At 71.2% G+C, this 17,584-nt stretch carries 17 protein-coding genes; 8 read left to right on the top strand and 9 right to left on the bottom strand.

Annotated elements, in window-relative coordinates; translation table 11 throughout:
* Positions 1-80: 80 nt before the first annotated feature.
* Complete coding sequence (locus ACWEOH_RS03480; RefSeq protein ID WP_452028280.1) at positions 81-1,832, top strand: glycoside hydrolase family 35 protein; 1,752 nt, start codon at positions 81-83, stop codon at positions 1,830-1,832.
* A gap of 203 nt (positions 1,833-2,035) precedes the next feature.
* Positions 2,036-2,830 (top strand): siderophore-interacting protein, encoded by a 795-nt coding sequence (locus tag ACWEOH_RS03475; protein ID WP_452028278.1) that lies wholly within the window; start codon positions 2,036-2,038, stop codon positions 2,828-2,830.
* Between the two features lie 5 nt (positions 2,831-2,835).
* Here the strand turns inward: ACWEOH_RS03475 and ACWEOH_RS03470 are convergent, their stop codons facing one another.
* Positions 2,836-3,453 carry a dihydrofolate reductase family protein gene (locus tag ACWEOH_RS03470; RefSeq protein ID WP_452028276.1) on the bottom strand — a complete coding sequence of 206 codons (618 nt, stop codon included), beginning with the start codon at positions 3,451-3,453 and terminating at the stop codon, positions 2,836-2,838.
* Positions 3,454-3,624: 171 nt separating this feature from the next.
* On the opposite strand from ACWEOH_RS03470, the gene ACWEOH_RS03465 reads away from it, so the two are divergent.
* Complete coding sequence (locus tag ACWEOH_RS03465; protein ID WP_452028274.1) at positions 3,625-4,512, top strand: intradiol ring-cleavage dioxygenase; 888 nt, start codon at positions 3,625-3,627, stop codon at positions 4,510-4,512.
* Between the two features lie 81 nt (positions 4,513-4,593).
* On the opposite strand, the gene ACWEOH_RS03460 is transcribed toward ACWEOH_RS03465, so the two are convergent.
* Positions 4,594-5,295, bottom strand: a complete 702-nt coding sequence (locus ACWEOH_RS03460) for an endonuclease/exonuclease/phosphatase family protein (RefSeq protein ID WP_452028272.1) — start codon at positions 5,293-5,295, stop codon at positions 4,594-4,596.
* 201 nt (positions 5,296-5,496) lie between these two features.
* Between ACWEOH_RS03460 and ACWEOH_RS03455 the strand changes: the two genes are divergently transcribed.
* Entirely contained in the window at positions 5,497-7,506 is a 2,010-nt protein-coding gene (locus ACWEOH_RS03455; protein ID WP_452028270.1) for a hypothetical protein, read from the top strand.
* A 100-nt stretch (positions 7,507-7,606) separates the two neighbouring features.
* Here the strand turns inward: ACWEOH_RS03455 and ACWEOH_RS03450 are convergent, their stop codons facing one another.
* Positions 7,607-7,837 carry a hypothetical protein gene (locus ACWEOH_RS03450; protein ID WP_452028268.1) on the bottom strand — a complete coding sequence of 77 codons (231 nt, stop codon included), beginning with the start codon at positions 7,835-7,837 and terminating at the stop codon, positions 7,607-7,609.
* A gap of 218 nt (positions 7,838-8,055) precedes the next feature.
* Between ACWEOH_RS03450 and ACWEOH_RS03445 the strand changes: the two genes are divergently transcribed.
* On the top strand, positions 8,056-8,679 hold the full coding sequence (locus tag ACWEOH_RS03445; RefSeq protein ID WP_452028267.1) for a histidine phosphatase family protein: 624 nt from the start codon (positions 8,056-8,058) through the stop codon (positions 8,677-8,679).
* Here the strand turns inward: ACWEOH_RS03445 and ACWEOH_RS03440 are convergent.
* On the bottom strand, positions 8,676-9,416 hold the full coding sequence (locus ACWEOH_RS03440) for a TetR/AcrR family transcriptional regulator C-terminal domain-containing protein (RefSeq protein ID WP_452028265.1): 741 nt from the start codon (positions 9,414-9,416) through the stop codon (positions 8,676-8,678). The genes ACWEOH_RS03445 and ACWEOH_RS03440 overlap by 4 nt on opposite strands.
* Before the next feature lie 207 nt (positions 9,417-9,623).
* On the opposite strand from ACWEOH_RS03440, the gene ACWEOH_RS03435 reads away from it, so the two are divergent.
* Positions 9,624-10,628: an NAD(P)-dependent alcohol dehydrogenase gene (locus ACWEOH_RS03435; RefSeq protein WP_452028263.1), complete on the top strand. Its 1,005-nt coding sequence runs from the start codon at positions 9,624-9,626 to the stop codon at positions 10,626-10,628.
* 104 nt (positions 10,629-10,732) lie between these two features.
* Positions 10,733-11,266, top strand: a complete 534-nt coding sequence (locus ACWEOH_RS03430) for a hypothetical protein (RefSeq protein ID WP_148732254.1) — start codon at positions 10,733-10,735, stop codon at positions 11,264-11,266.
* A 96-nt stretch (positions 11,267-11,362) separates the two neighbouring features.
* Here ACWEOH_RS03430 and ACWEOH_RS03425 read toward each other — a convergent pair whose 3' ends face one another.
* The 5 genes from ACWEOH_RS03425 to ACWEOH_RS03405 all read right to left on the bottom strand — a co-directional run bounded on the left by ACWEOH_RS03425 (position 11,363) and on the right by ACWEOH_RS03405 (position 16,994).
* Positions 11,363-13,006, bottom strand: a complete 1,644-nt coding sequence (locus tag ACWEOH_RS03425; protein ID WP_452028260.1) for a DUF222 domain-containing protein — start codon at positions 13,004-13,006, stop codon at positions 11,363-11,365.
* A 92-nt stretch (positions 13,007-13,098) separates the two neighbouring features.
* A complete protein-coding gene (locus ACWEOH_RS03420) occupies positions 13,099-14,370 on the bottom strand; it encodes an endonuclease/exonuclease/phosphatase family protein (RefSeq protein WP_452028258.1) in 1,272 nt (423 codons plus the stop codon).
* Positions 14,371-14,494: 124 nt separating this feature from the next.
* Positions 14,495-15,544, bottom strand: a complete 1,050-nt coding sequence (locus tag ACWEOH_RS03415) for an adenosine deaminase (RefSeq protein ID WP_452028256.1) — start codon at positions 15,542-15,544, stop codon at positions 14,495-14,497.
* A gap of 20 nt (positions 15,545-15,564) precedes the next feature.
* Positions 15,565-16,029, bottom strand: coding sequence for an SRPBCC family protein (locus tag ACWEOH_RS03410; protein ID WP_452028254.1), 465 nt, complete (start codon positions 16,027-16,029; stop codon positions 15,565-15,567).
* A complete protein-coding gene (locus ACWEOH_RS03405) occupies positions 16,026-16,994 on the bottom strand; it encodes a helix-turn-helix transcriptional regulator (RefSeq protein ID WP_452028252.1) in 969 nt (322 codons plus the stop codon). The genes ACWEOH_RS03410 and ACWEOH_RS03405 overlap by 4 nt, the downstream gene beginning before the upstream one ends.
* Before the next feature lie 149 nt (positions 16,995-17,143).
* Here ACWEOH_RS03405 and ACWEOH_RS03400 point away from each other — a divergent pair, with 149 nt between their 5' ends.
* Positions 17,144-17,569, top strand: a complete 426-nt coding sequence (locus ACWEOH_RS03400; protein WP_452028250.1) for a group I truncated hemoglobin — start codon at positions 17,144-17,146, stop codon at positions 17,567-17,569.
* Positions 17,570-17,584 lie beyond the last annotated feature (15 nt).

Raw genomic sequence — 17,584 nt, 5'->3', positions numbered from 1 at the left:
CGGGGACCCCGGCCGGCCTCGCCCCATGATCCTCAGCAGCACCGCATCATCACCACCACCACCCGAACGGAGGACGCCGCGTGAGCCGCTTCGCCATCGGCACGACCGACTTCGAGCTCGACGGCCGGCCGCACCGCATCCTCGCGGGCGCGCTGCACTACTTCCGCGTGCACCCCGACCTGTGGGCCGACCGCATCCGCAAGGCGCGGCTCATGGGCCTCAACGCGATCGAGACGTACGTCGCGTGGAACCAGCACGAGCCGCATCGCGGGGAGTGGCGCGCCGACGGCGACCTCGACCTCGGGCGCTTCCTCGACCTCGTCGCGGCCGAGGGCATGCACGCGATCGTGCGACCGGGCCCGTACATCTGCGCCGAGTGGGACAACGGCGGGCTGCCCGCGTGGTTGTTCCGCGACCCCGAGGTCGGCGTGCGCCGGTCGGAGCCGCACTACGTCGCGGCCGTCAGCGACTATCTCCGTCGGGTGTACGAGATCGTCACGCCGCTCCAGGTCGACGACGGCGGACCGGTCATCCTCGTGCAGATCGAGAACGAGTACGGCGCCTACGGCAGTGACAAGGCCTACCTCGCCGAGCTCGTGCGGGTCACCCGCGACGCCGGCATCTCCGTACCCCTCACGACGATCGACCAGCCGACCCCGCAGATGCTCGCCGACGGCAGCCTGCCCGGTCTGCACCTCACGGGCTCGTTCGGCTCCCGCGTGCCCGAGCGGCTCGAGACGCTCCGAGAGTTCCAGCCCACCGGCCCGCTCATGTGCATGGAGTTCTGGTGCGGCTGGTTCGACGACTGGGGGTCGCACCACCACACGACGGATGCCGCGGCATCCGCCGCCGAGCTCGACGCGCTGCTCGCGGCGGGCGGGTCCGTGAACGTCTACATGTTCCACGGCGGCACCAACTTCGGGCTCACGAGCGGCGCGAACGACAAGGGACGTTACGCGCCGATCACCACGAGCTACGACTACGACGCGCCGCTCGACGAGGCGGGGCATCCGACCGAGAAGTACTGGGCGTTCCGCGACGTGATCGCGAAGTACGCGGTCGTGCCCGACGAGGTGCCTGAGCCGCGCCCTGCGGCGCCCGAGGTCGTGGCACCGCTGCGTGTGGGCCCGGCGCTGCTCGAGGTCGCCGCCCGACTCGGCGACGAGTCGCGCCACGAGCGGATCCCGACCTTCGACGAGCTCGGGCACGACCGCGGCGTCGTGCTCTTCGCGACGCGGCTCACGCGCGGCGGCGTCGGCGTGCTCACGGTCGGCGAGGAGGTGCGCGACCGCGCCTGGGTGCTGCTCGACGGCGTCCCGGTGGGCGTCATGTCGCGCGACGCGCATGAGCGCGCGGTCGTGCTGCCCGACGCGCGCGGCGAGCTCGTGATCGTCGTCGAGGACCAGGGTCGCGTGAACTACGGCCCGCGTCTCGGCGAGCACAAGGGCCTCATCGGCGGGGTGGCGCTCGACAGCGTCGAGCTCGCCGACTGGTCGGTGCGCCCGGTCGACCTCGACCGCGTGCCCGAGCTGGCCGCGCACGGTCGCCCAGACGGATTCGCCGCCGGTCCGACCCTCGCGTGGGGCGAGTTCGAGCTCGACGAACCCGCCGACCTGTTCCTCGACACGCTGCACTGGGGCAAGGGCCTCGTGTGGGTGAACGGCTTCCTGCTCGGCCGCTACTGGCGGCGTGGGCCGCAGCGCACGCTCATCGTCCCCGCGCCGGTGACGCGCGCCGGGCGCAACGAGGTGGCGCTGCTCGAGTTCGAGGCGATCGCCGAGCCGGTGCTGCGCACGCTCGCGGGCCCCGAGCTGGGGCACACCGAGATCTGAGCAGCGGATGCCGCGGGGGCGGGACGCCCGTCCGCCGGCGTTCGCGGTGGAAATGCATGAGATTCCGGTCGATGGCTTTCCAGAGGAAGCCATCGGACGGAATCTCATGCAGTTCGGATGCCGCGCGCCCGTGTGCGAGCTCCGCGTTGCGCCGCGGCGAACAACGGGTAAGGTTAGCCTTACCTGACTCGACCGGAGGATCCGTGGCCGCCAGCAGCAACATCGTCGTCACCCACGCCGAGACCGGCGTCGTCACGGCCGAGGTCGTGAACGCCGTCCGCATCTCGCCGAACTTCGTGCGGCTGACGCTCGCGGGCGACGGGCTGCGGGCGTGGCGACACCTCGGGTTCGACCAGTGGTTCCGGCTCGCGGTGCCGACCTCGGACGACACCCGATTCGACAACCTCGCCGACACGTTCGACATGGCCGGCTACCTGCGGTACCTCACGCTGCCGCGCGCGACGCGTCCGGTGATCCGCAATTACACCGTGCGCGAGTTCCGCGCCGACGACCTCGAGCTCGACGTCGACTTCGTCGTGCACGGCGATGACGGAGTGGCCGGGCCGTGGGCCGGGAGACTGCCCGTCGGGGCATCCGTCGGCCTCATCGACCAGGGCTGCGGCTACCGTGACGTCGAGGCCGACTGGACGCTGCTCGTCGGCGACGAGAGCGCGCTGCCCGCGGTCGCCGGGATCCTGCGCGACCTGCCCCGCGACGCCCGCGGCCACGCGCTCGTGGAGCTCGCCGACCTCGACGACCGCCAGCACGTCGAGGCGCCCGAGGGCGTCGACGTGCACTGGATCGTCCGCGAGCCGGATGCCCCGGTCGGCCGCACGGCGCTCGAGCACCTGCGCGAGCTCGCATTCCCCGAGGGTCGCGTGAACGCGTTCGCGGCGGGGGAGTCGAAGCTCGCGACGGGGACGCGGCGTCACCTCGTGAACGAGCGCGGGGTGGCGAAGGGCGACGTGACGTTCTGCGGGTACTGGCGGGCGGGCTGACGCGCCTACTCCAGCTCGGAGATGTCGATGCCCGTGACCGGCTCGCCCGTGTGCTCGTAGACGAGGGCGATCGCGCCCTTCGGGAACGCGATCGGCTGCTGCACGAGCGAGAACGCCGCCGGGATCGTGCCGCGGTCGAAGAGGCGCTTCCCGGTGCCGAGCGTGAGCGGATACACGTAGAGGTTGAGTCGGTCGACCAGGTTCGCCTCGAGCAGCGAGCCGACGAGGTCGCCGCTGCCGATCACGTGGATCTCGTCGAAGCGCTCCTTGACGGCACGCACCTCGTTCGCGACATCCGTGATCACCGTGGTGCCGGCCCACGACGGATCGGTGAGCGTGTGCGAGGCGACGAACTTCGGCACGGCGTTGAACCGCGACGCGATGGGATCGTCCGCGCCCTGCCGGGGCCAGAAGCCGGCGAAGATGTGGTAGGTCTTGCGTCCGAGCAGGAGCGCGTCGATGCGGTCGATGCCGGCCCCGATCACGGCGCCCGACTCGTCGTCGAAGTACGCCCCCTGCCAGCCGCCGTACTCGAAGCCGCCCTCGCGGTCCTCGTCGGGGCCGCCGGGCGCCTGGTAGATCCCGTCGAGGGTGATGAAGAGGTCGACGGCGAGAATGCCCATGGTGTGCTCCTTCCCCCGGTGCCACGCTAGTCACGACCCCCGACGACGTCGAGGGCGGGTCGGCCACTCACAGGAAGCTGCACCTGCACTCAGAGGGAACGCATGGGCGACGCACAGCGGCCTGCTGGAGCCGGCCCCGAAGGTGGGACTCCACCCCGGAAGGAGCGACCCATGGCCACCGACCCCCGCTGGATCGACGAGCACGGCAACGAGATCGACGAGGACCACCGCGGACTCGTCTACGACATCCGCACGTTGGTCGACCGACGCCGCGCCCTCGGCATCTTCGGCGGCATCGGCGCGACCGCGCTGCTCGCGGCGTGCGCCGGCCCGGACACCTCGTCGACCGCGAGCGCGACCGCCACGGACGCCGGCACGCCGAGCGCCTCGGCGTCGGCCGAGGCCCCTTCGACCGGCTCGGGGAGCACCGGACCCGTCACCGAGGTGCCCGACGAGACCGGCGGACCGTACCCCGGCGACGGCTCGAACGGCGTCAACGTGCTCGACGACTCGGGCATCGTGCGCAGCGACATCCGCTCGAGCTTCGGCTCGTCGACCACGGTCGCCCAGGGCGTGCCGCTCACGATCGCCCTCACGGTGCGGGATGCCGCGACGGGCAGCGCGCTCGTCGGCGCCGGCGTCTACCTCTGGCACTGCGACCGCGAGGGCGGTTACTCGCTGTACTCGAACGGGCTCGCGAACGAGAACTACCTGCGCGGCGTGCAGGAGACCGACTCAACCGGCACCGTGCGATTCAGCTCGATCTACCCGGCGTGCTACACGGGACGCTGGCCGCACATCCACTTCGAGGTGTACTCGGATGTCGCGAACGCGGTCGCGTCGGGCCCGATCGTGAAGACCTCGCAGATCGCGCTGCCGCAGGAGGTCAACGACCTCGTCTACGCCACGTCGGGCTACGAGCAGAGCGTGCGGAACGCCTCGCAGGTGAGCCTCGCGAGCGACAACGTGTTCGGCGACGACGGCGGCATCCACCAGATCGCGACCATGTCGGGGTCGGTGGCGAACGGGTACACGGCGGCCCTCACGATCGGCGTCTGAGGAGCGGCGGCTTCGGCGGGTCGGGGCGCGTCAGCGGCATCCGTCACCGCGATCGACGGATGCCGCAGGTCGGCGGATGCCTCAGATGACGACGTCCTCGGGCTGCACCACGGCGCCCGCGTAGTCGGTGTCGACGAGGATCGGCAGGTGATCGCTCGATCCACGAGGGAGCGTCTCGACGCTGCGGATGTCGAGCCCGACGGAGGTCGCGAGGTCGAAGTGGCCGCGGAAGAACTTGTATCGCGTGTACGTGCGCGCGTCGCTCAGCGTGAGCTCGTAGCCGACCTCGCGCACCTTCTCGGCGAGGTTGTCCTTGAAGACCGGGTAGTTGTAGTCGCCGACCATGAGCGTGGGCAGGTTGGGTCCCAGGATCTGCAGCTGCGCCAGCGCGGACTTGATCTGGTGGCGGCGCAGCGAGTTCAGGGCCGTGAGCGGCGCCGCGTGGAACGACGCGACGACGACCTCGCGGTCGTGCTCGAGGTCGTGCAGGCGCACGCCGACGAGCCGCTCGTGGGCCGGGCGCAGCAGGTGGTCGTGCAGCGACTTCTTCAGCGCGAAGCTGCGCACGATTCGGAACTCGTAGCGGTCGGGCCGGTAGTACACCGCGAGGCCGAGCCGGTTGCCGCTCGTCGAGCTCGCCAGCTCGAGGTGGCCGATGTGCTGCGGGAGGTCGTTCGTGTCGCACTCCTGCAGGCAGATGAAGTCGGGCGAGTACCGCTCGTCGAGCGCAGCGAGCTCGTTGACCGCGCGGTGCTTCCTGAGGTTGTAGCTGACGACCTTCACCCGCCCCAGCCTACGCAGCGCCGAGGGGTGCGTGACGTGGTTGACAGCGACCTCGCGGCATCCTCGCGGCTGCGTCATGGCGACCACCGCAAGGCGAGCGATCCTCACCCGGATTGGGGCTGACCGCCGCCGGCGCATCGGCGTACCCTGCGGATCGCTGCGCCCGTGGCGACGACGTGCCGGGGCCGGGGGGAGGACGCCATGTCGCGTCGCGTGCGCCGGATGACCCTGCTCGTGGCCGCGGCGGCGGCCGTCGGAGCGATGCTCGTGCCGCCGACATCGGCGCTCGCCGTGCCGGGTGCTCCGGCCGCAGCGCCGGCGGCGCCGGGCGGCGTCGGTCCTGCCATCCGCGCCTCGGTCGTCGCCGACGGCTCGCCCGTGCGTGGGTCGACCGTGCGGCTGTACGCGGCGGGCGACGCGCCGGGCGAGGCGACGCTCGTCACGACCGCGGTGACGGATGCCTCGGGCTCGGTCGACCTGCGCCTGCGCAACGCGATCGACGACGACGCCGTGCTCTACGCGACGGCGCGGGGCGGCACCATGCGCGGCTCGGCGATGCCCGCCACGGTCGAGCTCGCCGCGTCGCTCGGCGACCTGCGCAAGGGCGGCGTCGTCATCGACGAGCTGTCGACGGTCGCGGCGGGCACGTCGCTCGCGCAGTTCGCCGTGGACGGCGTCGTGGGAGGCGCGTCGCCGGGGCTGCAGAACGCCGCGCTCATGCCGCGCAACCTCGTCGACGTCTCGACGGGCGCCGCGTCCCGGTTCCTGCTCGAGGCGCCGAACGGCCCGGCGACCGAGACGCTGCCGACCGTCAACTCGCTCGCGAGCATCATCGCAGGCTGCGTGGCGGGGACGAACGACTGCGCGGCATTCCTCGACGCCGCGACCGACGCGTGGGGCATCCGACCCGACACCACCTGGGAGGCCATGACGCTGCTGCCCGCGAATCCCTCGGGCGACCCCGGCGGCGTGTTCGCGCAGGTGCCGGCGAACCCGCGGTTCACGCCCGTGCGCACCGACGCGCCGGCGGCGTGGATCGTGGCACTGCGCTTCTACGGGAACGGGCACCAGTTCAAGGGCCCCGGCAATGTCGCGTTCGACGCCGAGGGCAAGGTCTGGACGAACCAGAACGCCACCTGGTCGAAGCTGGCGAAGAAGGTGTGCCCGGGGCTGGACCTGTTCCGCCTGGATCCGTACTCGAAGCACCGGAACGTCGACACGTTCACGGGCGGCGGCCTCAACGGCTCCGGCTTCGGCATCTCCATCGACACCCGGGCGCACGTGTGGGCGAGCAACTTCGGCTTCACGGGCTCCGAGTGCGCGGGTCCGCCGCCCACGTCGAACAGCGTGTCCGAGTTCACCGCCGACGGGCAGGCGATCTCGGGTCCCCTCGGCTACCTCGACGGGCCGATCTCCTGGCCGCAGGGCATCGTGTCCGACGTCGATGGCGACATCTGGACCGCGAGCTGCGGCAACGACTCGGCGGTGATCTACCCCGACGGCGATCACACCCGGGCGTTCATGGCCCACGCCGAAGGGCATCCGGTCGTCATCCGGCGGGCGTTCGACGTCGCGCAGAGCACGACGGGCACGGTCTGGGTGACCGCGAACGAAGGCCATGAGATCTTCGCCTTCACGACCGACGGGGAGCAGGTGTCCGGCTCGCCGTTCGGCGACTCGACGACGTTCGACCATCCGCTCGGCGTGGCGAGCGACGGCCTCGGGAACGTGTGGGTGGCGAATTCCGGCGTGGTCAACATCCCGTGCGCGCCTGGTGAGGACCTCGAGGCGCCGGGGCCGGGACTGGAGGGCAGCGTCTCGCTCGTCGGGCCCGACGGGTCGATCCAGCAGTTCGAGGGCGCAGGCATGACGATCCCGTGGGGCATCGCGGTGGACGGCGACGACAACGTGTGGGTCGCGAACTTCGGGCAGCAGCGCCTGTCGTACCTGTGCGGCGCGAATCCGGCCACGTGCCCGTCGGGCGAGGTCGGCGCGCCCATCTCGCCGGCCGGCACCGGCTTCGCGTTCGACGGACTCCAGCGGAACACCGGCGTGCAGGTCGACGGGTCCGGCAACGTCTGGCTCGCGAACAACTGGGACGAGATCCCCACCGACGGCCTCGAAGATCCGTTCGGCGACGGCCTCGTGGTGGTGCTCGGCGTCGCGGCGCCGATCGCGATGCCGCTCATCGGCTGGCCGCAGCAGCCCTGACGGAAGGAGAAGTGCGCCGAGGCCGCCCTTCAGGCCGGCATGCGGCCCATCTCCCTGAGTCGTGCTGGTAGTGGTGGTGGCGGGAGCGCGACGCCGTCGGTCACACGGCGCCGCCGACCGCGGGCCTGGCCGGCATGACCGGGCGCAGGCGGCGGGGCAGCAGCTGGCGGATTCCGCGACGCGGGCGCGCGGCATCCGTGACGCCGTTGCCGGCCTCGCCGGTCTCGGCGAGGCGCTCCGCGATGACGCGGCGGCGCTCGAGGTCGCGCTGGAGGCGTTGCTCGTCGGCCCGTCGCAATTCGAAGACCTGGAAGTGCTCGCTGAGGTTCATGATCGTGCTCCACGGGGGTCGTGCAGGGGAAGGTGATGATGGGATCGGCTCCGTGGTCGGAGCGTGGGTACAAGGCTGCGGGACCGCCACGGATGACGCATCCGTGCGCAGCATGAGATTTCCTCAGTGCTCGCACGGGGCCGGGTGCGGCCGGGGGTCGAGGCGCCGCTTGGAGACCCTCGGACACCGTCGACCCGGCACCGCCTAGGCTGGAACGCGTGCTGCTCGCCCTCATCCGCCACGGACAGACCGACTGGAACCTCGCCGGCCGCATGCAGGGGCGCACCGACATCCCGCTGAACGACACCGGTCGTGCGCAGGCGCTCGCTGCGGCCGCTCCGCTCGCCGCCGAGCCGTGGGACGTCGTCGTCAGCTCGCCGCTCGACCGGGCCCGCGAGACCGCCGCGATCATCGCGGGCGAGCTCGACCTGCCCGTCGGCGGGGCCTACGACGAGCTCATCGAGCAGGACTTCGGCGAGGCGGAGGGCACGCTCGTCTCGGAGCTCGACGTGCGCTGGCCCCTGCGCGACTTCGCCGACATGGAGCCCGACGCGGAGGTGGGGCCCCGTGGCATCCGCGGGCTCGATCGCATCGCGGTGGATCATCCCGGTGCTCGCGTGCTCGCGGTCGCGCACGGCACCCTCATCCGTTTCACCCTCGCTGAGATCTCGGGTCACGACGCCCGGCACTATCCGCGGCTCGACAACGCGTCGTCGTCGTTCGTGCGGTTCGACGACGCGTGGGGCGTCGTCACGGTCGGCGGCGCGCCCGCCGGCGAGGTCTTCGGCGTGGTTGAGGCGGCGATGGCCGAGGCGGATGCCCGGCTCGGCGTCGCGAGCTAGGTTCGCGAGTCCTCGGCGGGTGTTCCCGCTGTCGAGGTCGCGGAGGCCTTCGCCTCGAGTGCGCGCTTGCGCGCCAGCCCGTCGAGGATGAGGTCGAGCCCGAACTCGAACTCGTACTGGTCGTCGCACCATCCGAGCGTGGAGTCGGGATCGTCGTGGCGCACGACCGCGAGCATCGCCGCGAGATGCGGCACCATCGCGGCCAGCTGCGCCAGGTCGGCGTCGTCGCCGGAGTCGTCGTCCTCGCCGAGCTCCTGCGAGAACCCGAACATGCGGCTGCCGAGCGCGTGCATCGCGTGGTGGATCAGGTCGTACGACAGCCCGCCCGAGCGCAGCGTGCCGACCACGGAGTCGACGTAGCGGGCGGTCGTGGGTGCGAGTCCGCTGCGGCTGTCGAGCAGGGCGGGGGCCCACGGATGCCGCAGCATCACGCGTCGCGCGCCCAGGATCCGGGTGCGCAGGGCGTCGTGCCACGCGGCATCCGTCTCGGGGACCAGGAAGCCGCCGACCTCGCCCTCGATCTCGGTGAACACGAGGTCGACGATGCCGTCGAGGATCGCCTCCTTGTTGGGCACGTGGTAGTAGAGCGACATCGCCTCGACGCCGAGCGTCTCGGCGAGCCGGCGCACGGTGAGCGCGTCGATGCCCTCGGTGTCGGCGAGATCGACGGCGGCGCGGAGAACGCGCTCGCGGGAGAGGGGCGTGCGGCGCCCCGCCTGCTGCGTCGTCGAGGTCATGGTCGCCTCCTTCCTCGCGTCATCCGTGCGAGCGTCTCGTCCACCGTACGAGCGTTTCGTCGATCGTGCGGCTTCCGTGCTTCGTCGGGGTCCTGGTGCCACCGTATGAGTCTTCGGGACATCCGGCGTCCGACCTCTCGACATTTCCTCGATTCCACGCTACCTTACAACGTAAGACTTACAACGTAAGGCAACGGAGGGTTCGAGATGGACACCATGACGAAGTCGGCGACCACGACGATGCGGGCCGCAGTCGCACGCCGGTTCGGCGGACCCGAGGTCGTTCGGGTCGAGCAGGTGCGGCGGCCGGAACCGAGGGCCGACGAGCTGCTCGTGCGCGTGCATGCCAGCACGGTGAGCATCGCCGATCACCGGATGCGGAGCCGCGACCTTCCCGAGGGCCTGGGGATCATGATCCCGGTCGCGCTCGGCGTGTTCCGGCCGCGCAAGCCCGTGCTCGGCATGGACGTCGCAGGCGTCGTCGAGGCGGTCGGCGACGACGTCGAGGGCTTCGCGCCCGGCGACGAGGTGGTCGCCATGCTCGGAGGCGACTTCGGCGGACACGCGGAGTACGCGCGGGTGCCGATGTCGAAGGCGATCGCGCGCAAGCCGGCGAACCTGTCGTGGGAGGAGGCCGTCGCCCTGGTCTTCGGGGGTCACACCGCGCTGGCGTATCTCGGGATGGTCGACATCGGACCAGGCACCGAGGTGCTCGTGAACGGGGCATCCGGTGCCGTGGGCACGGCGGCCGTGCAGCTCGCGGCACTCCGCGGCGCTCGGGTCACCGCGGTCACGAGCGCCGGGAACGCGGACCTCGTCACCTCGCTCGGCGCCGACCGGGTGATCGACTACCGGGCGGCGGACTTCGCGAGCGACGGCTCGACGTACGACGTGATCGTCGAGTGCGTCGGCAACGCGCCGTTCGACCGCGTCGAGCACTCGCTGAAGCCCGGCGGAGCCCTGCTGCTCGTGGTGACCGGGCTGCGCGGGATGCTGCGCGCGAAGCGCGACACGCGGCGGAGCGGCACGCTCGTGACGACGGCGGGAACGCCCGTGAGCCATGAGGACTTCGCCGCACTCATGCGGCTCGCGGAGTCGGGGGAGTTCCGGCCCGTGATCGATCGTGCGTACGACCTCGAGGATGTCGCCGAGGCGCACCGGTACGTCGACGGCGGGCACAAGCGCGGGAACGTCGTGCTCCGGATCCGGTGACGCCGAGGGCGGGACGTGTCGGGCCGGTCACGGTCGTGTGACGGTCTCCGCGAAACGAACGCATGGCTCCCTGTGCCCGCCTGCGGCGGACGTATGATGCGGAAATGGAGGCACCGGCCAGCACCACACTGGTCGTCGTCGGTGACGAGGCGACGTCGGCCATCCATGCGCTCGAGCGGTACGCGAACGTTCGGGCCGCCGTCTTCGACGAGGCATCCGATGACGACGTGGCGCGCTGGTCCGCGTCGACCGCGGCGCCGTACGTCGTGCACGACCATGATCCGCTGGCCCACGTCGCGAATGCCTGGGTGGAGTTCTTCGACGACCAGTCCACCTACGGAGTGCTCGAGCTCGAGATCGATCGTGCGCTCGAGGCCGCGGGCCGGCACGCCATGAACGTGCCCGACTACTACGTGGTCCTGCAGCCCGAGCACCTGGCGGTGACGTGGAAGCACTGGTGGCTTGGCGTGCTCGCCGCCGAGTCGCCGACGCGGGTGATCCCGTGGCCGGCCGCCGACGACTCGCTCGCCAAGCTGCTGCGGCATCTGCCGACCGGTCGCGCGTGGCCCGATGTCGAGTCGTGGTTGCCGCGCGTCGTCGGTGCGGTGCCCGACCGGGTGGGGCTCGGCGGGAGCTGAGGGGCGCGGCGCGGCGCGGCAGCACGCACGCGCGGCGGTGCAACGCGAACGCTTCTGGCGCCGAGATGATGTGTCGAGGTGAGGTGCCGGCCCGGGTCACGCAGCCGGCACCGTGGATGGTCGCTCGCGCTGGTCGGCGAGTCGGGTGGGGGACTTGGTGCTGGGGCGCCACGTGCCGGTCGGGTCGAGCCATCGGGGTGGTCGGACATACGGCACGCCGCGGGCCATCCGGATGATCCAACCGGAGGTATCGATGGTGCGATGGTGGAACCAGCAGAGTAGGACGCCGTTGTCGGGATGAGTCGGTCCGCCGTCGGTATGGGCGGTGACGTGGTGGATCTCGGTCCACGCGGCGGGGATGGTGCAGCCGGGAATGATGCAGCCGCCGTCGCGGAGGATGATCGCCCGGCGCTGGTGGGCGGTGAAGCAGCGTTCGGGTGAGCCCAGTCGGATGATCCGACCGGTGTCGTCGAAGGCGATCGTCTGGGTGCCGCCGGTGCAGATCATGTGCCGGGCCGCACGCAGCGAGATCGGAGTGTCGATGCCGTCGGCGTGCGCGACTCCACGCCCGGAGGCGAGGTCTGACGCGCGGACGCTGACCAGCACCGTTGGGGCGGCGCCGCCGATGGTGGGGTGTTCCCCGGAGCGGGCGGCGGTGTCGACGATCGCGGCGAGCACGTCGTGGCGTTGCTGGTCGGGAGTGCGGTCCTCCCCGGATTCCGCCGCCCGAGCGTGATCCTCATCGCTCTGGAATGCCCCGCCGACGCGTGGTGAGAGATGCGCGTCGAACAGGCGGGTGAGCTTCGCGGCGACTTCTGGCATGAGTTCACCGGTGACCGGGATCAGCCCGTCTCGTGCGGTGCGGCCGATCCGGAACCCGCGACGGCGCATCGCCCGCTCATCGTTCGGTTCGGCGCCGTCGGGATCGAGGAACATCGCCCACGCCTGCGCCTGCACGCGTACCTCGTCTGCGGTGCATCGCACCGGCGACCGATCACCGGACCCGGTCGCCTCATCGACGAGAGCCTGTTCGGCCGCGGCGAGCCGGGTCGGGTCGGCGTAGGGGCGCGTGCGGTCGAGTTCGCGGATGATCGCGGCCGCGGCATCCGCCCCGACGTCACCCGACGCCAGAGCGGAGGCGATCGCCGGGAAGCGAGCCTCACCGGGTTCGCCCGCGAACCCGTCGCGCACCCGCGTCGCCGACCCGAGCGTGATGCGTCGTCGTGCCTCGAACCCGGACACCTGGGTGACCCGCTCCAGCAGTTCGACCGCGGACCGGCACCCTTTCCGCGTCGAGAGGCGTTGGTCGCCGAGCTCGATCCGGGAACGCTCCGCGATCTCACCGGCGACCGCGACCCGGTGCGCGTCGACGACCCGACCCAGCGCCTCGAGCGCGCCCGCGTTGGCGAGGAGTTCGTCGTCGGCCCAACCGGCCGGCGCGTCGAACGAGAGCGCATCGAGCAGCCGCGACCGCACCTCGTGGAGGGTGTCGCAGGTGCCGGTCATAGGACCATCATGCAGGCACCCTCCGACATTCAAGCTCATTGAAAAGCCCAGATCAGCCTGTGAATAACCACTGCCGGAATCGACCTGTGGAGGACAAGTGAAGGGAGGGGGATGGGAGCAGGTGGATGGGAGCCTGGAGGGTGGTGGATGGGAGCAGGTGGATGGGAGCCTGGAGGGTGGTGAGCGGAGCCAGCACGAGTCGGCCAGGAGAGAAGCGCAGAAGAGAAGAAGCACGGCTCGACGGTCGAAGGCGTGGGCGCCGACACACGGATGCCGCGAGCCCGACCGGCTCGCGGCATCCGTCACGTCAACCCTGCGGCACGCCCCTACGAGTGCACCCGCAGGTCCACCCACACGAGCCGGTGGTCGCTCGACGGGAACGGGAATGCACCTGTGAGCCGATACAGCGGGTCCGTCGTCAGCGGCCAGAACACCTGCGCGTCGAGCACGCGCAGGTCGCGCGACGGCAGCACGTAGTCGGCGCGCAGGTTGCCGGGCGCGGGGTTGTCATTGAAGTCGGCCGTGTCGAAGGCCGGGTCGCCCTCGTGCGTGAGGTTCGCGCCGCCCTGGAGCGTCGCCGCCTCGACGGCGCCATCCGACGTCGGCAGCGGGTCGGTGATGCGCGGGTGGGCGAGCAGCTGGTCGATCGCGGCATCCACGGAGTCGCCGTCGAGCGGGTCGGCGTTCTGGTCGCCGAGGATCACGAACGACGAGCCCGGCTTCAGGCCGCCGGTGCCGCCGTCGTCATCGTAGATGTAGCCGGACGCGGTGCCGGGCGTGACGTAGTCGGCCCAGAAGCGGATCTCGTCGTGGTTGCGGAGGCCGTTGCGGTCCTCGGCGCCGTCGAAGGTCGGCGGGGTCGGGTGCGACGCGAGCACGTGCACGGTGCGACCGTTCACGTCGACCGGGACATCCCAGTGCGACTTGCTCGAGAGGCGGAACACGCCGAGCTCGGCGGGCGAGTACCAGTCGGCCGGGGCCGCGGTGTTCGGGTCGTCGGGCAGCAGCGCTCCGGGCATGTCCTTCCACAGGAACTTCTGGAACGTGCGCACCGCATCGGTGTCGATCGGGTACTTCGAGAGCACGGCCATGCCGAACTGGCCCGGGAAGGCGCCGAAGCCGAACGCGTCGTCGCCGTAGCCCGGGGCGAGCGGCGTGGTGACCGTCTGGCCGTTGTTGTTGAGGTCGAAGCCGCTCGCGATGCCCGTGTTCGACTCGGCCACGAACGCGTACGGGTACTCGACCGGGTCGGCGCCGCCCTGCGACAGCTCGAGGTAGTTGTCGCGGAACAGGTTCACGGCCTGGTTGTCCGGCACGTAGTCGAACTCGTTCAGCAGCACGATGTCGGGGTTCGCCCGCTGGATGACCTCGGCGACCGTCTTCGCCTGGGCGTTCGTGGTGGTCGAGAGATCGGCGACGAGCTGCCCGGGGGCGTTGCGGTTCAGCGAGAGGTTGTAGGTCGCCACCCGCAGCTCGGTGGGTCCGGCCCCGTCGGGCGGGGCCGCTGCGGCCGGACCGGCCAGCGCCGTGACGGCTACGGCTCCGATCAGGGTGGCGGTGGCGGTCAGTGCGGCGGTGGTGCGGCGTCTCGTGGACATGCCCTCTCCTTCGGCATCTTCGGCGTTCGCGACTGATCCCCTCACGCTAGGCCGATGCGGTGACGTCCGGTAGAACGAGCGGTGACCGGATGTCCCGGACTCGGTGCCCGATCGGTGCCATCCGTCAGCCCGCGGTGCTCGCAGCCCCCGCCAGCACCGCGTCGACCTCTGCGATCCACGTGGCCTTCTCACCGGGCTCGGCGAAGCTGGCCGCGAACGAGTTCCGGGCGAGGGTCGCGAGCGCGGCGGCATCCAGTGGCAGGGCCGCGGCGATCGCGCGGTAGTTGTCGTCGATGTAGCCGCCGAAGTAGGCGGGGTCGTCGCTGTTGACGGTCACGACGAGTCCGGCGGCCATCATCTCGGGCAGCGGATGCCGCGACAGCTCGCGCGGTGCCGTGCCGAGCGCCACGTTCGACAGGGGGCAGACCGTGAGCGGCATCCGCAGCTCGGCGAGCCGTCGCACGAGCTCCGGATCCTCCATCGACCGGTTGCCGTGGTCGATCCGCTCGACATGCAGCACGTCGACCGCGTCGCGCACGTACTCGGGCGGGCCCTCCTCGCCCGCGTGGGCGACCAGGTGCAGGCCCTCGGCCGCGGCACGGGCGTACACGCCGGCGAACAAGGGCGGCGGGTATCCGACCTCGGTCGACACCATGCCCAGGGCGACGTAGTGCTCGCGGAACGGCATGATCACGTCGAGCATGTCCATCGCGGCATCCGCCCCGCGCTCGCGCAGGAGGCAGGGGATGAGCGCGACCGACATGCCGAGCTCGCGCCGTGCCTCGTCGAGCGCCGACGCCAGGCCGCCGATCACGGCCTCGAACGGCAGACCGTTGCCGAGGTGCGTCTGCGGGTCGAAGAACATCTCGGCCCGGCGCACGTTCGCCCGGTGCGCCCGGCGGAGGTAGGCGCTCGCGAGGTCGTGGAAGTCCTGCTCGGTGCGCAGCACAAGCAGGTTCGCGTACAAGCGGTCGAGGAACGCCTGCAGGTCGGCGAACGCGTACGACTCGCGCAGCACGTCGGGGTCGTACGTGGGCAGGGCGACGCCGTTGCGGCGCGCGAGCTCGACGAGCAGCTCGACCTCCATCGTGCCCTCGAGGTGCACGTGCAACTCGGCGGTCGGCCAGTCGGTCGTCCCGGCTCCGGTCCCGGTCATGGTCCTGGTCTCGGTCACGGATGCTCCTTCCGCTCCTCCTAGGCCCCCGAAGCCCCCTCGGCGTGCCGCTTCAACGCCTCGAGCATCCGCTCGCTCTCGCGCGCGTAGCGCCCGACGACGACCGACCGCAGGAATCCGATGCGCCGCGGGATCCCGAGCTCGACCGTGCGGGTCACGCGCGCGCCCTTCGCGGTCGCCGACACGGACATCGTCACGGTGCTGTCGATCGTGCCCGCCAGGCGCGGACGCAGCCTCATCGGCTGCCGGAAGGCGATGACGTCGGGCTGCGCGACGGCGATGACCATGCCGTGGCGCACACCCCGGCGGCTGTGCTCGACGTAGGTGGTGCCGACGGCGACGGGCGGCGGCGAGATCTCACTCGTGCCCTCGTAGTCGCCCGACGACGCGAGCCAGCGTCCATAACCGTGCAGGTCGCTGACGAGGTCGAACACCGACTCGGGCGAGGCGGCGATGTCGACGTGCCGTTCGATGGTCGTCGTCATGCGTCCAGCCTCCCACCGTCGGCCGCCCGCGTGTAGCGTTCCGCGTAGGTGCGCAGCAGCGGCGCGAGCTCGGGCGGCGACTCGACGGTGAAGTCCATGTTCAGCATGCCGATGTACGCCGCGATGGTGTCGAGCGAGTCCGCACCGGTGACGAGCACCGACTCGTCGTCGGACACCGCCTCCACGACGCCTACGGTCGGATTGATGCGCGCGATCACGGCTTCGGCGGATGCCGCGACGCGGAAGCGCGCGTGCACGTTCCACCCGCTCATCGCGATCGAGCGCATCACGAACGCGGTGTAGTCGCCGCCGGGCAGCGGGCTGGGCTCGAACCGGCGGCGGGTCGGCATCCGCGGCTCGATCCAGTCGGCGCGGTAGACGCCCCACTCTCCCGACCGTGGGTCGCGCGCGACCAGGTACCAGCGCCGCTGCCAACTCAGCAGCCGATACGGCTCGACCAGCCGGGGCGTGCCGCGGTCGTCGAAGCGCAGCCATTCCACGTCGCGGATGGCGGCGGCCACCGCGGCGAGCACGGCGTGGTCGACCTCGGGGTCGGGGGCATCCGTGCCGATGTTCTCGGGCGCGCGGTCGACCACCGCGCCGATCGCGGCCACCGTGGGACGCAGGTGCGACGGCAGCACCTGCTCGAGCTTCGCGAGGGCGCGGGCGCTCGACTCCTCGATGCCCGCGATCCCGGTCGCCTCGCGCAGCCCGATCGCGACGGCGACCGCCTCCTCGTCGTCGAGCAGGAGCGGCGGGAGCTTGCCGCCCGCGCCCAACCGGTAGCCGCCGGCCGCGCCGCGCCTCGCGTCGACGGGGTATCCGAGCTCGCGCAGGCGGTCGATGTCGGTGCGGACAGTGCGGGTCGAGACCCCGAGCCGCTCGGCCAGCTCGGTGCCCGTCCAGTCGGGTCGGGCCTGCAGCAGCGACAGCATCGCGAGCAGTCGCGCGGCCGTGTCGGACATGCCGTCAATTCTGCCCGGCGGCTCGCTGCATCCGTTCGAAGAACCATGGACGCCGCACGAATCGAGCTGTATATTCAACAACAGTGAATTATAGAAATCGCGCCAGGACGCGCGCGGTTTCCGTGGCACTCGATCGAAGGAGATCAGCCATGTCCGAGCAGAGCCTCTACGAACGCCTCGGCGGCGTGTTCGCGATCGCCGCCGTGGTCGACCACTTCAGCGATGCAGTCGTCCGGAATCCGATCGTCGGCCAGCAGTCGAACAACCCCGCCCTCAGGGAATGGCACACCCAGAACCTGGGCCGGCTCCCCGGCCTGAAGTTCATGCGCACCCTCTGGGTGTGCAACGTCGCGGGCGGGCCGTTCGAGTACACGGCGACCGTCCCGGGGAGCACCGTGCTCGGCCTCGAGGAGGCGCATCGCCGGCTCCACATCTCGCCCGACGAGTTCGACGAGGTGGCCGCGGAGCTGGGCCGCACGCTCGATGCCGTCGGCGTGCCCGAGCAGGAGAAGGGCGAGGTGCTCGCGGCGTTCGCGGCGCACAAGGACGAGGTCACCCAGGGATACCCGGGCTGAGTGGGGCGCTTCGAC

This window comes from Agromyces sp. NPDC004153, from assembly GCF_053603635.1.
The sequence above is the reverse complement of the archived record's forward strand: the minus strand, read 5'-3'. Positions and strand labels throughout refer to the sequence as shown.

Excerpts from the sequence above, each read along its gene's own strand:
- ACWEOH_RS03455 (WP_452028270.1), top strand. The coding sequence starts at position 5,497 with ATGTCGCGTCGCGTGCGCCGGATGACCCTGCTCGTGGCCGCGGCGGCG.
- ACWEOH_RS03470 (WP_452028276.1), bottom strand. The coding sequence starts at position 3,453 with ATGGGCATTCTCGCCGTCGACCTCTTCATCACCCTCGACGGGATCTAC.
- ACWEOH_RS03400 (WP_452028250.1), top strand. The coding sequence starts at position 17,144 with ATGTCCGAGCAGAGCCTCTACGAACGCCTCGGCGGCGTGTTCGCGATC.
- ACWEOH_RS03440 (WP_452028265.1), bottom strand. The coding sequence starts at position 9,416 with ATGACCTCGACGACGCAGCAGGCGGGGCGCCGCACGCCCCTCTCCCGC.
- ACWEOH_RS03405 (WP_452028252.1), bottom strand. The coding sequence starts at position 16,994 with ATGTCCGACACGGCCGCGCGACTGCTCGCGATGCTGTCGCTGCTGCAG.
- ACWEOH_RS03465 (WP_452028274.1), top strand. The coding sequence starts at position 3,625 with ATGGCCACCGACCCCCGCTGGATCGACGAGCACGGCAACGAGATCGAC.
- ACWEOH_RS03430 (WP_148732254.1), top strand. The coding sequence starts at position 10,733 with ATGGAGGCACCGGCCAGCACCACACTGGTCGTCGTCGGTGACGAGGCG.
- ACWEOH_RS03410 (WP_452028254.1), bottom strand. The coding sequence starts at position 16,029 with ATGACGACGACCATCGAACGGCACGTCGACATCGCCGCCTCGCCCGAG.
- ACWEOH_RS03450 (WP_452028268.1), bottom strand. The coding sequence starts at position 7,837 with ATGAACCTCAGCGAGCACTTCCAGGTCTTCGAATTGCGACGGGCCGAC.
- ACWEOH_RS03420 (WP_452028258.1), bottom strand. The coding sequence starts at position 14,370 with ATGTCCACGAGACGCCGCACCACCGCCGCACTGACCGCCACCGCCACC.
- ACWEOH_RS03435 (WP_452028263.1), top strand. The coding sequence starts at position 9,624 with ATGGACACCATGACGAAGTCGGCGACCACGACGATGCGGGCCGCAGTC.